The following is a 12,557-nucleotide window of genomic DNA, read 5'->3' on the forward strand; positions in this document are numbered from 1 at the left end:
GTCAATAAGATGCGAACATCGCGCACGAACATGACAGGCGAGCAGGATTGCGTTGCAATTTCCTGACATACGACCGAATGGACACGATCGGACATCTACCGTCTGTGCCGGAGTGGATCACCCATGTGAGGAGCGGCCATGACCGACACGTCCGAGGCCTTCGAAGCGAGGCGTCCACCGACCGGGGTCGGTGACGGAGCCGAACTCATCGCCTGGTGCCGACAGATGCGTGAACATCACCCGGTGTGGTTGGACGACGAGACCCAGGGTGTGCACGTCTTCGGCTTCGACGACATCCAGACTGTGCTGTCGACACCCGAAGTGTTCGGTTCTGACTTCGGTGAACTGACACCGGACTTCGGTGAGGACGTCCCCAACTTCATGGAGGGGGTCCTGACCATGACGGACCCACCCATGCACGGCAAGCTTCGGAAACTGATCAGCCAGGGTTTCACCCCCAAATCCATTGCCCGGCTGGAACCGCGTGTGGCCGAGCTCGCCGACGAACTGTTCGACTCGGTGGCCGGGCAGGACCGGTTCGACTTCGTCTCGTCGGTCACCTATCCGCTGCCGGTCATCGTCATCGCCGAGCTCCTGGGGATCCCCGCCTCCGACCGGGACCTGTTCCGCCAGTGGGGAGAGGCCCTGCTCGCGAGCAACTACGAGCTGCCGGTCGGAGCGATCCCCGAAGGCGACATCCCCACCGACATCGTCGATCAGATGAAGGAGATGCGCGATTACCTGCTCTCCCACGTCGAGGACCGCCGACACAACGACCGGGGTGACCTGATCAGTCGGCTGGTGGCCGTGGAGCTGGAAGGCGAACGGCTGCGCGACACCGAGGTCGTCGGCTTCCTCAACTTCCTGTTGTTGGCCGGGCACCTCACGACGACCCTGTTGATGGGTAACGCCCTGCTGTCCTTCAAGGACGCGCCCGACGCGCTCGCCCAGGTTCGTGCCGACCGCGCCCTCATTCCGGCAGCCGTCGAAGAGACCCTGCGCCACCGGCCGCCCGTCATTTTCCAGTACCGGCTGACGAAGGAGGACACCGAGGTCGGAGGCGTCGCGGTTCCGGCAGGCCGTCCTCTGGTGACCTGGCTGCTCGCGGGCAACCGCGATCCGGAGAAGTTCGCGGACCCCGACCGCTTCGATCTGGGCCGGGCGAACAGCGGACACCTGACCTTCGGACACGGCATCCACTTCTGTCTGGGAACGCCGTTGGCCCGGATGGAGTCGCGCCTGGTGATGGAACGCCTCTTGGACCGTTACTCCGACTGGTCCTTCGACACCCCCGTCTATTACGAACGCAGCCCGGACATCTTCGGGGTCAAGTCACTGCCCCTGAACGTCACCTCCACTTGACGCGTGAACCTGGAGAAGGAGTCGACGATGACGGAACACCCCGACGTGTCGGTGACCGGTGGCCCACCACAAGAGGTCGGCGACGGACGGTCCCTGCTGACCTGGCTCGGCGACCGGCGTGAGAACGCCCCGGTCTGGGAGGACCCGGAGACGGGATCCTTCCACATCTTCAAACACGCGGACGCGGTGGCCGTGCTCTCTGATCCGGGGGTCTTCTCCTCGGACTTCAGCGCCCTGGCCCCGCCCCCGGACCCGGACCTTCCCGACTTCACCGCTGGCGCGCTCTCCGTCACCGACCCTCCCTTGCACGGGCGTCTGCGCGGGTTGGTCAGTCAGGCGTTCACTCCCCGCACGGTGTCCGGGCTGGAGAAACGGGTCGGCGAGGTCACGGACGTCCTCCTCGACGAGTTGGGCGACCGCACGGAGATCGACCTGGTCTCCGACATCGCCTATCCCCTGCCGGCCATCGTCATCGCCGAGCTCCTGGGTATCCCGGCCTCGGACAGGGACCTGTTCCGTCGATGGGCCGAGCTGCTCCTGCCCGACGTACAGGAGGTCAAGGTGGGCCGGCTCGGGGACGGCCCCCAACCCGCTGAGCGAGCACGACAACTCCACATGATGCGCGATTATCTGCTCGCCCACGTGCGGGATCGGCGGACCAACGATCGGGATGACCTGATCAGCCGACTCGTCGCCGCGGAGCAGGATGGTCATCGGATCACCGATGACCAGGCCGTGAACTTCTCGGCGTTCCTCCTGCTGGCCGGGCACTTGACCACCACCCTGCTCCTGGGAAACGCACTACTGTGCCTCCAAGCGGAACCCGCGGCCATGAGCCGTCTGCGTGAGGACCGTTCCCTGATCCCCGCGGCGATCGAGGAGACGCTGCGCCACAGTCCCCCGGTGGTCTTTCAATACCGGTTGACCAAGGAGGACACCGAGGTCGGCGGTGTTCCGGTCCCGGCCGGCCGCATCGTCGTCGGGTGGGTGCTGTCGGCCAATCACGACGCGGAGCGCTTCCCCGAGCCGGACCGATTCCGGTTGGACCGCGGCACCGTCCCCCACCTGACCTTCTCCCACGGCATCCACTACTGCCTCGGGGCGCCTCTTGCCCGGATGGAGGCGACGATCCTGTTCGAGCGGCTGATGCAGCGTTACGGTTCCATTGAGTGCGGGGAACCGGTCTACCAGCGCCGGCCCGACGTCTTCGGTGTCAAGTCGCTTCCGTTGCGCCTCAAACGCTGAGCGGATTCTTGAGAACCAGTGGGGCGGAGGGCGCGGCGACCGTAAACTGCTGGTGTTCCGGGCCCCGGGGAACTGGGCCCCACAACCACTTCCGAGATGATACGGGGAGACGCGTCAGTGGCCGACCACGACGGGTTGGAAGCCGAGCACCGTGCCGGCGGTGACCACGCATGGATACGGCGTGCACTGGGCTTGTTGACGAAGGACGCGGAACGCACCGCGCAGATCTCACGCACTATGTACAAGTGCCCGATCCCCGAGGAATGGGGCGTCGGCCTGTACCTGAAAGACGAGTCCGGCTACCCCACCGGAAGCGTCAAGTACCCGATGATGCGGGAACTGCTCCGCTACCTCATCATGAACGGTCAGTTGAGCGAAGGCCGGACCGTCATCGAGGCGACCAGCGGGAACGCCGCTGTGGCCGGTGCCGCCCTGGCTCGTGGCCTGGGGTTGCCCTTCACCACCGTGTTGCCGCGCAAGACGGGTGAGGCCAAGCTGGAACGCATTCGGGAGCAGGGCGGACGGGTCCACTTCGTCGACCGGCCACCGCAGATCTACGAAGAGGCGCAGAATCTCGCTGCCGACAACGGGGGTGTCTACGTCGACCACTTCGCGGTTGCTGAACGGGCCATGGACTGGCGTACGTCGAACGGTCTTCCCGGGGTGATCCTGGACGTGGTGCGGGGACGCACCCGGTCGGTGCCCGACTGGATCGTGGTGGGCGCGGGAACGGGGACCACCGCCACGACCATCGGCCGCCACATCCGAGAGCACGACCTACCGACCCGGCTGGCCGTGGTCGACCCCGAGAACTCGGCCTATTTCCCGGGATGGGTGACGGGAGCGTCCGACTACACCACCGGTATGCCCTCCAAGATCGAGGGCATCGGCAGGCCGAGGATGGAGCCGGGATTCTATCCGGGGTTGGTGGACCTGGTCCTCCGTGTCCCCGACGAGGCCAGTGTCGCCGCGATGAGGGTGCTCTCCCTCGCCAGCGGATTCACCATCGGTCCATCCAGCGGAGCCACTCTGTGGGGGGCGCTGAGCCTGATCAACCGCATGCGGGAGGAGGGGCGTCGGGGCATCGTCGTCGGGCTCATCGCCGACCAGGGTGAGCACTACCGAGACACCTACTATTCCGATGCCTGGACCGGGGGGAAGGGGCTCTTCCCGGAACAGCACGGGCGGGCCATCGACGATTTCCTCCGCACAGGTCGATGGAACCCGCCCGCCTCGGCCTGAGCCGCGTTGGGTTTAGCTCAGATAGTCCTGGAACCCACCGCTCCTGACGGTGTCCAGCGTGACGCAGTGGAAGCCACCGCCCAGAACCCGCGAGTGCCGCAGCCGCGAGGGGATCACCGTGATGCCGTGTCGTTCCAGCAGTCGGAGGAGAGCGGTCTGCGTGCTGTCCACGATCGCGGTCTCCTCGTCCAGCATCAGCAGGTTCATGCCCACCCAGGGGGTGCTGAGTGTGTGGGGTACCGCGGTTGCTCCGACCTCCATCGGGGGGCACCAGAGCACCTCCCACCCCTTGAAGATGTCGGGGACCGTGTTGGGACTGATCCGCTCGGGGTTGAGCAGGACGGTTCCCGGGCGGAGCAGACAGATCGTGCTGTCGATGTGAGTGCCGTCGTACACACCCCGCAGCGGGTGGATCCGGATGTCACCGAACAGTCGAAGACTCGACTCCAACCAGATCAGGCCCGACTCGTTGCCGCTCCGGGAAACCTGGTACAGGATGTCCCGCCCCAGACGCAGGCAATTGGCGGCCTCGAAGGCCGGTTCGGCTTCCCCCAGAACGGGGAACCCCTGCTCGTCGTACTCGTAGAGGGAGTCCACCAACGAGGGGCGGGGGGCCGAGATCCAGTGCGCGCCCCGCCGCAGGTAGTCCTGGAAGAGGGGCCGCAGCCCGAGCGACTCGAAATAGCGGGCCCGCATCGGGCTGGGGCTCTCGACGAGGCCGGAACCGACGACCAGGGTCAAATCCCGGGGACAGTAGGCGCTGCGCCCCGAACTCCGCCAGGTGGGCCCGCCGTATTCCAAGGAGTGATCGACGGACGGCGGTTGGTGGACGGTCACACCGAAACCACGGAGGGTCTCGACCAGCGTGGCCAGGTCTTCGTTGGTCTCGTCGATGATGTGCTGGGGATAGCGGCCCACCTCGATCCGAGCCAGCTCCGCGGGGGTCAGGTCCGGATAGCAGTTCAACCACGCCGAAGGATCGGTCTGGTCGGGGACGCGCGCGTGTGTTGCGTCACCCACGATCACCTCGTGCAGCGTGGTGAACTCATCCCAGGAGTTGACGGGAGTCGATTCCAGGCGGGCAGCCGGTGCCCCGACGGCGGCGGTGACGTCTCGGCTCACTGGTTCGCACCTCCCGGGGCTGTGGTCGACTCCTGGACCAGTTCCTCAAGCCGGCGCACACCGTCCAGGTTCTCCGAGATCGCGCAGTATGTGACCTTGCCGAGAGTGGACGTGTAGTCAGCAGTGACGACGACTCCCTTCCGAGACCGCGGATCATAGGCGGCACCCGATCGTTCCAGGAGGCGCAGGGCCTCGTCGAAGGAGGAAACGGACCAGCCCGCCGCCCGTTCCAGAAAGACCCGGGAATCACGGTGCTCTCGGCCCACGACACGGTCGACCAGGTTGACGTGCAGGTGGCTTGAGGCTGTGAGCCGTCCGTTGACCTCGGTGAAGAAAAGCTCCCCGGAGGGCGTGCGCACCGCGTCCGCGCACAGCGTGCCCCGATAACCCATCCCGTGGAAGGGCTTACAGGCCCGTTCGGCCATGGCCACAAGCTCGGACTGCTCCTCGGGGCCGATCGATTGGGGCGGGATTATCTCCCCGACGGCGGTGGGTTCCATCAGGATCTCACCCGAGCCGCGGAAGACGCATCCCTCTTCGGTACTGTCGAACTCCGCGTAGACCGTAAGCGAGTCAGGGAAGAACCGCTCGATGACCAGGTTGTGCCCTTTGTGCCCGGTGAGCCAGGACCAGCGCTCCTCCAAGTAGCGACGCACCGACGCCCGGTCCGGTAACAACCTCACGTTACGAGCCCCTGAGGGGCGCACGTCCTCCGAACGGCTGAGAACCTCATTGCCCAGACCGCCCCCGGCGAACTCCTGCTTGACCATCACCGGGAAACCTTGATCGAGGAGTTCGGCGATGGCATGCTCCGCTCGCGCCGGCTGGTTCGTGATCACTCCGGGGGCGATGGGTATGCCGTTGCCTGCGGCCACGGCGCGAAAGACCGCTTTGCTGTTGATCAGGGCATCCCCGCCCTGGTCACTGAAGGCGAATCCGGACAGTGCGTCCTCGATGTGTAGCACTGACGCCAGTCCAGTGATCGAGGAGTCGTTGTAGGTACACAGGAGTCTGTCGACCGGACGGTCGGTGAGTACCTTGCCCAGGTCACGGTGGAAGTCGGGGGCGAGGATGCGGTCCGCAGTGAGGATATGCGGACCGAAACGGCCGGGTGCTGGAATGACTATCGTCAGGGACGCGGGATCGACCCCGGTCAACGCGGTCACGTACTCCATGAACTCTTGTGTGGGCGGGTAGGGGAGAACGATGATGTCCCCGGGCTCGGTATACCATAATATGCGTTGCGCTCCCGCGCCGAATGCCTTGCGCTTGTCCAAGTTCAGTTTTTCGAGGTCGCCAACCATTTCCTCGGGAACGTTGACGATGATTATTTTGGGCATGGTTATGACACTCCAGGTTCGGTGCCAGGCAGGGGGAGAGTCCGCTGGAGACGGTTATTTATTGAGGTCGGAAGGCGCGTTTTCCGGGGTGCCCCCGGTCATCGTGCGCAGGGGCTTCGCCGCCAGGGCGAGGGCTGAGGAGACCACACCCAGAACGGTGAGGCACAAGGCTGACAGAAACAGGGCTCCCTGGGCACCGACGAGGAGGATGAGGGGGGCTCCCGCCATGGCTCCCAACGGGGTGGCCACACTCATGGCCGCTCCGCGGGCAGCCAGGACTTGGGACAACGACGCGGGTGGGGCTTTCGCCTGGAAGAGCGCGGTCGTGGTGGAGGGGAACGGTCCCCAGAAGAGACCGCACAGGCCGAAGGCGGCCCAGGAGACGAACACGTGCAGACCCAGGCTCAGGAGCAGCATCCCGAGGCCGAAGCCCAGCACGATGACGACCGTCGCGGCCATCATCGGCAGGTTCCGCAGGTAACCGGTGAACAGTGCTCCCACAACGGCGCCGATACCGAAACAGGTATAGAACCCGGCGAGAGTTGCTGCCGAGGCCTGGAGATCGTCCACAACGTACAGGGGAAGCGCCACGCTCGAGGGGCCGAAGAATAGGAAGAACCCGAAGGAGAGGATGACCAGGCCGAGAAGGGAGGGCTGGCGGACGATGGTCCTGAGCCCTTCGGAACGGGATGCTCCCGGTGCGACCCCTGTTCCGTCTTCCGGCTTGGGCACGGCGAACCGGTAGGTGGCGGCCAGGACCGCGAAGGAGAGAGCGACGATGAGCAGGACGTATTCGGGGCCGCCTCGTTGGATGATCAGCGCGGCCACTAAGGGGCCGATCACCGTCGAAAGCTCCAACATCACGTTGACCAGGGAGTTCCCGGCCAAGTGGTGTTTTTTATCGAGGAGTTCGGCGAGCATGCTGTAACGCCCCGCTTTGCCCCAGGCGCCCAGCACCGAGGAAACCCCCAGAAGCAGGATGTAGGGCAGGATGCTCAGCGCATTGAAGGCCATGAGCAGGGGAATCATCAGCAGGGCCCCCGCGCGGAGTAAGGCGTCCCACCCAGCCAGTTGGGCCCCGCTGCGCCCGTTGAGCAGTCCACCCAGAACGAAGGCGCCGATCGCGCCGGGAAGTGTGTAGGCGGCGACTGCGGCAGCGACCCAGGCCGCTCGGTGTTCGGCGGGGGCGAGCTCGATCGCCAACCAGCTCACGGCGATGGCGCTCATCCCCCCACCCAGCGCGGAGATCCCGATCCCAGGGAGGACCCGTCGGAGCACGGGGTGGGTCAGTACAGGCCAGTAGGGGGAGCCTTTGACCGCTCGTGTCATCAGTGACTTCATGTGTCCTCGAAACATGGGATGGGGGCTTTGACAGGACGAGGGTCTGACGCGCAGCGCAGCAAGACGGAGCGGCTCCTCAGGTCGCCCCTCCGCCCTGCCTTGGTCATTTGCCTCGAGTTATCGCAGGTGAAGGCAAGAATGATGTGTATCAGTAGGGCATCTTCATGATGGCAACCTCTCTCTGGAGTTGGGGGAAGAATGCGGCGTGCACGCATTCGTCACAGTACTGCTCCTGTTTCGGTGGCAGCAAGGGCTTCTTGGTTAGCTTTATCGAGTGAATGCACCTGGGTTGACAGGATTCTTTGTGTTGTCCCAGCATCTCGGCGTAAGCGTGTTTCCGGGACGCGCATGACCGTTTGTGGCCACACTGAACTTCGATTCTTCAGTGGTGTGGAGTTGCTTCGGTTCGGTAGACACTTTTGAGCTGGTATTTTACGCAGCCTGCGACAGCTGCCAGGCCCTTCTTGAGATGCTTCAGTGCGGCGATGTTTATACTCAGCCGGGCTGAGCTGGCCGTTCGCTGAGTGCCGCCGCCAGGTCGTGGACTTGCCCCCGATCACACCCACGGTGACCGAACACCAGATGATCGAGTGCACCTGCGCCTGCGGGGCGGCGACCCGCGCCCGAGCCCTCGAGGGTGTCAACGCCCCGGTGCAGTTCGGGGCGAACGTGCGCGCGATGATCTGCTACCTGTACCTGGGCCAGTTCCTCTCGGCCCAGCGCACGGCCCAGGCCCTGTCGGACCTGGTGGGGCGTGCGGTCTCGGCAGGCGCGGTCATCTCCACCGCCCGCCGGGCCGCCGCTGCTTTGGAGGCCTTCACTTCCCGCGCCGCCTAGGAGATCGCCGATGCTGAGGTGGCCCACTTCGATGAGACCTCGCTGCGGGTGGGGGCCTGGTGTGGGTGCACTCGGCCTGCACCGGCAAGTGGAGTCTGTTGAGCGCTCACCCCCGGCGGGCACGGTGGGTATGGACGCGGCCGGGGTGCTGCCCGCCTTTGCGGGCGTAGCGGTCCATGACGCCTGGGCCCCCTATGACACGTATACCGGTGTCGAAGCCCATGTGTTGTGCAACGCCCACCTGTTGCGCGAGCTCCAAGCGGTCTGTGACGCGACCGGGGAAGGGTCGTGGTGTTGGGCCGGCCAGGCCGGGGACGCGCTGCGGGAGATGAAGGTGCTGGTCGATGAGCACTCGGCGACGTCCTCTTCGCTGGCGGGGATCGACGCCGTGCGGATGGAGGCGTTGCGCTACCGGTGGTCGAGCGCGGTGGCTATCGGCCTGGACCAGACCTCGGGGCGTGAGTCCAAGCTGGTGGCCGAGTTCCACGCGCTGGCTAAGCGGATGCGTGACCGAGGAGACGATTACCTGCGGTTCACCTTCGATGGGCGGGCTCCGTTCGACAACAACGCGGCCGAGCGCGGGGTGCGGATGGTCAAGCCCCGTCGGAGTGCTTACGGTCCCTGGCCGGTGCCGAGTGGTTTTGTGCGGTGCGCTCCTATGTAGCGACCGCGGCCAAGCACGGTATCGGTATGTTCGACGCCCTGGTCCACCTGGCCGAGGGTCGGTGCTGGATGCCCGAAACCGTCTGAGCCTTCTCCGGAACACTGAACAGTTACTTTCGGAGGAGCTCATCTGTCGGGACGTCCTTGCGTTCCTCCGTGCTGAAGGTCAAGGTCCGATGCAGTATGAAGGGAGCCAGGATGTCCTGTTTCACCAATCCCCAGAGGGATGGGTGTTTGCATCCGTGGGCGTGACCAGCGTAGGTCGATTTAATCCCTACGACCTTCAGTAAGAAGGATTCAACGCCGAGCGGATAGATGAGCTCTTTCCGGAGATGGGCCTGATGTTCGTTCGCGGCAGTTAGAACAGGCGAGAGCTGCACGAACCCACATGCGTAGGTTCGTGCAGACTCTCGCCTCACACCACTCCTGATTATCGGCTCTGGGACAGTATGTGCCGTGCTGGGCCTCCGCCTCAGGTCCCGCTCTTGAGTAGTTCCTCGACCTGCTTGATGGTGGGGTGGGCGGGTCCGTGCAGCCGCACCAGGTCCGACCGCAGGGCACGCAGCGTCTGCTCGGCCTCTTCCCTGCGGCCCGCGCCCAGCTCCAGCAGCCCGATCTGGCGGCGCAGCTCCAGCGGCCGGTGGTCGTCGGCCCCGAAGGCCGCCACCTCGTCCGCGAGGAGCTCGTTCAACGACTCCAGCGCGGTGGCGGTGTCCCCGCCCAGCGCCCGGCAGGTGGCGTCTTGCAGTCGGCACCGGAACACCAGGCTGCGGTCGCTGTCGGGGTCCTTCCCCAGGTCTTCGGCGAGCCGGGCGTACAGGGGCCCGGCCTGGCGGAAGTCGCCGCCCTCGAAGAGCACGTTGGCCCACTCCACCCGCAGTTCCACCACCTCGGGGGCGGTGCGGCCGAACGCTGCCGTGGCCCCGGCCACCGCGTCGCGCAGGGTGTCGGAGGCCTGCCGGTAGCGGGAGGAGGCCACGAACTCGGCCGCCTCCTGACGGGACCGGCTGATGTCCTCCCGGCCGGGGACCGTAGCGCCCCCACCGGATCCGCCCACGGGCGGCCCGCCATCCGACTCGCTCGCAGCCACTCCGCTCGCGGGCGCCGCGTCGTTCACGGCCGCCTCAGCCTCCGGTTCGGGCTCGGGGTCCCGGACCGGCCGCGAGGTTCCCATCGAACCGAACACCCGGGAGAGCACCGCGCCGTACATGCGGTGCGGGTTGGGTAGCGACGGCGGGTCCAGCACCCCGGGGATGGGATTGAGGTCGGCGGCGAACTCCACCAGCCCCTCGTACACCTGGACCGCGTCGACCGGCCGGTCCTCGGGGCGCTTCTCCAACAGCGCGCCCACCAGCTCCGAGAGCTGTCCGGGCACGTCCGTGCGCACCGAGTGCACCCGGTGGGGGATCTCGTTGGCCTGCTTGGAGGCCACCGCGAACGGTGTGGAGGCGCTGAACAGCCGCTGCCCGGTGAGCATCTCGTACAGGACGCAGCCCAGGGCGTACAGGTCGCTGCGGGCGGTGGCCATGCCCGCCATCAGCTGTTCCGGCGCCATGTACTCGGGGGTCCCCGGGGTGTGCCCGGTCCGGGTGATCTGCGACATGTCGGTGCGGTCCAGGGCCACCGCCAGGCCGAAGTCGAGCACCTTGACCGTGCCGTTGGGCTCCAGCATCAGGTTGCTGGGCTTGAGGTCCCGGTGCACCAGCGAGGCCCGGTGCGCGGCGGCCAGCACCGAGCACACCTGGGCGCCGATCCCGGCGCTCCACCCCACCGACAGCTGCTCCTGTTCGGCGACCAGGTCGCTGACGCTCACCCCGTGGATCCGCTGCATCACCAGGTAGGGGCGGCCGTTGTCGCTTCCGGCGTCGAATACCGACGGCACCCCGGGGTGCTGCAGTTCGGCGGTGATCCGGGATTCACGGACGAACCGCCGCACCATGGCCTGGCGTTCGGCGTCGTCGGTGTCGGAGGGGAAGCGCAGGAACTTGACCGCTACCTCGCGGGTGAGCCGCTTGTCGTGGCCCTCGTAGACCTCGCCCATCCCGCCGCGGCCCATGGGCACGGCGACGAGTTCGTACCGGCCGTCCAGGGTCCGCCGTCCCCGCGCCTGCTCGGTCATGGCTCCACCTTCCGTGGACGCACATCGCCCTCCCGTAGTCCTCGGTCACCCAACTCTGCCAGCCGCGCGCCCAGCTCGGCGACGCGTTCGGTGAGCTCGCGCTGGTCCTCCAGGTCGGCCCACACCCGCGCGTACGCGCGCTGTTCGGGCAGCGAGAGCGCCGGGATCCGGAAGGAGCGCAGGTCGGCGCGACCACTGGCGGTCCGCCCGGCCGCCACCGCCTCCGGCCGCACGGTCCGTGACAGGAACTCCGGGTCGATCCGGTCGGGGTCCGCGCGCACCGACACCAGCCGCGGCCCCAGCACCGCTCCGGCCTCGCGCACCACCAGCACCGGGGCGTCCCGGACGGTCTCGGCCACCACCACGTCCCCCGTTTCCGTGGTGACCAGCCCCGGGGCCGACCGGCAGCGCCCGCCCGGGGGCCGTCCGGCGCGCAGGTCCTGGACGGTGAGCACGGGCAGGTCGCCCCCGTCGGCGGTCAGGGTGAGCGGGGCGCGCAGCAGCTCCACGGCGCCCTCGTCCACCAGGGCGCCGAGAGTGGTCATCGGCGCCTCTGCGCCCTCCAGCGCCACTTCGGGCACCAGCTCCCGGACCCGGGCCAGGGCGGCGCCCAGCTCCTCCAGCAGCGGGGTGTAGTGCACGTCGGCCCGGCCCCGGGTCGCTTCGGCCAGGTGCCGGCCGGGCCGCAGGTCCACCTCGTCGTCGATGAGGTCGGCGGCCTCCACCACCAGCGCCCGGGAGGCGTCCTCGGGCAGGGAACCCCGGAGGAAGGCCAGGTACAGGCGGAGCGATTCCTCCCGCTTGAGCGCGCCCGCCAGCAGCACCCGGTTCCGGGCCGGCGCGCCCTCACCCGGGCCTTCCAGGACCCAGACCTGCCGTCCGGCCTCGTCGGCGTCACCGGGCACCTCCAGCACGGCGCGCAGCGCACCGGCCCGAAGCAGGGCGGACCGGATCCGGCGGCCCGCCGGGCGGTAGGACACCGAGGCGGGCACCGTCACCACCACCCGGCCGCCGGGCCGTACCCGGGACAGGCAGTGCTGCACCCAGGCCAGCTCGCCCTCGCCCCGGGGCGGCAGCCCGAACGCCCACCGCGGGTCCTCGGCCAGCTCCTCGTGGCCCCAGTCGCGGTCCCGGAACGGAGGGTCGCACAGCACGGCGTCGGCGGGCTCGGCTTCCAGTGCCGGGTGCGGGGCGCGCAGGGTGTCGCCGACCGCCGTCACGTGCAGGGTCACCCGTTCGACCAGGCGCGCGCGGGCGACGGCCAGCGCGTCGGCGTCGCGCTCGTG

The 12,557-nt window shown here is 67.3% G+C and carries 10 protein-coding genes; 5 read left to right on the plus strand and 5 right to left on the minus strand.

Going from position 1 to position 12,557, the window contains the following annotated elements:
• Positions 1-138: 138 nt before the first annotated feature.
• The 3 genes from ACYVD1_RS27180 to ACYVD1_RS27190 all read left to right on the plus strand — a co-directional run bounded on the left by ACYVD1_RS27180 (position 139) and on the right by ACYVD1_RS27190 (position 3,849).
• Positions 139-1,362, plus strand: a complete 1,224-nt coding sequence (locus ACYVD1_RS27180) for a cytochrome P450 (RefSeq protein WP_460777333.1) — start codon at positions 139-141, stop codon at positions 1,360-1,362.
• Positions 1,363-1,389: 27 nt separating this feature from the next.
• Positions 1,390-2,607 (plus strand): cytochrome P450, encoded by a 1,218-nt coding sequence (locus tag ACYVD1_RS27185; protein WP_460777334.1) that lies wholly within the window; start codon positions 1,390-1,392, stop codon positions 2,605-2,607.
• A 117-nt stretch (positions 2,608-2,724) separates the two neighbouring features.
• The gene (locus ACYVD1_RS27190) at positions 2,725-3,849 is read left to right on the plus strand and encodes a pyridoxal-phosphate dependent enzyme (protein ID WP_460777335.1); all 1,125 of its coding nucleotides are present in this window, start codon (positions 2,725-2,727) and stop codon (positions 3,847-3,849) included.
• A 12-nt stretch (positions 3,850-3,861) separates the two neighbouring features.
• Here the strand turns inward: ACYVD1_RS27190 and ACYVD1_RS27195 are convergent, their stop codons facing one another.
• Genes ACYVD1_RS27195 through ACYVD1_RS27205 form a run of 3 tightly spaced genes read right to left on the minus strand, consistent with a single transcriptional unit; the run spans position 3,862 to position 7,667 of the window.
• Positions 3,862-4,971: a hypothetical protein gene (locus ACYVD1_RS27195; protein ID WP_460777336.1), complete on the minus strand. Its 1,110-nt coding sequence runs from the start codon at positions 4,969-4,971 to the stop codon at positions 3,862-3,864.
• Positions 4,968-6,311 carry a preATP grasp domain-containing protein gene (locus ACYVD1_RS27200; protein WP_460777337.1) on the minus strand — a complete coding sequence of 448 codons (1,344 nt, stop codon included), beginning with the start codon at positions 6,309-6,311 and terminating at the stop codon, positions 4,968-4,970. Before ACYVD1_RS27200 ends, ACYVD1_RS27195 begins: the two co-directional genes overlap by 4 nt.
• A 54-nt stretch (positions 6,312-6,365) precedes the next feature.
• A complete protein-coding gene (locus tag ACYVD1_RS27205; RefSeq protein WP_460777338.1) occupies positions 6,366-7,667 on the minus strand; it encodes an MFS transporter in 1,302 nt (433 codons plus the stop codon).
• A gap of 531 nt (positions 7,668-8,198) precedes the next feature.
• Here ACYVD1_RS27205 and ACYVD1_RS27210 point away from each other — a divergent pair.
• Both ACYVD1_RS27210 and ACYVD1_RS27215 read left to right on the plus strand, forming a co-directional pair.
• On the plus strand, positions 8,199-8,489 hold the full coding sequence (locus tag ACYVD1_RS27210; protein ID WP_460777339.1) for a hypothetical protein: 291 nt from the start codon (positions 8,199-8,201) through the stop codon (positions 8,487-8,489).
• A gap of 61 nt (positions 8,490-8,550) precedes the next feature.
• On the plus strand, positions 8,551-9,153 hold the full coding sequence (locus tag ACYVD1_RS27215) for an IS66 family transposase (RefSeq protein ID WP_460777340.1): 603 nt from the start codon (positions 8,551-8,553) through the stop codon (positions 9,151-9,153).
• A gap of 471 nt (positions 9,154-9,624) precedes the next feature.
• On the opposite strand, the gene ACYVD1_RS27220 is transcribed toward ACYVD1_RS27215, so the two are convergent.
• A complete protein-coding gene (locus ACYVD1_RS27220; RefSeq protein WP_460777341.1) occupies positions 9,625-11,271 on the minus strand; it encodes a serine/threonine-protein kinase in 1,647 nt (548 codons plus the stop codon).
• Positions 11,268-12,557 (minus strand): N-6 DNA methylase (locus ACYVD1_RS27225; protein WP_460777342.1); only part of this gene is annotated, 1,290 nt, incomplete at its 5' end. The genes ACYVD1_RS27225 and ACYVD1_RS27220, both read right to left, overlap by 4 nt.

The organism is Nocardiopsis nanhaiensis (assembly GCF_054778635.1).

What these genes read in the sequence shown, in the direction of transcription:
- ACYVD1_RS27180 (WP_460777333.1), top strand. Translation starts at nt 139, where the DNA reads ATGACCGACACGTCCGAGGCCTTCGAAGCGAGGCGTCCACCGACCGGG.
- ACYVD1_RS27185 (WP_460777334.1), top strand. Translation starts at nt 1,390, where the DNA reads ATGACGGAACACCCCGACGTGTCGGTGACCGGTGGCCCACCACAAGAG.
- ACYVD1_RS27200 (WP_460777337.1), bottom strand. Translation starts at nt 6,311, where the DNA reads ATGCCCAAAATAATCATCGTCAACGTTCCCGAGGAAATGGTTGGCGAC.
- ACYVD1_RS27205 (WP_460777338.1), bottom strand. Translation starts at nt 7,667, where the DNA reads ATGTTTCGAGGACACATGAAGTCACTGATGACACGAGCGGTCAAAGGC.
- ACYVD1_RS27220 (WP_460777341.1), bottom strand. Translation starts at nt 11,271, where the DNA reads ATGACCGAGCAGGCGCGGGGACGGCGGACCCTGGACGGCCGGTACGAA.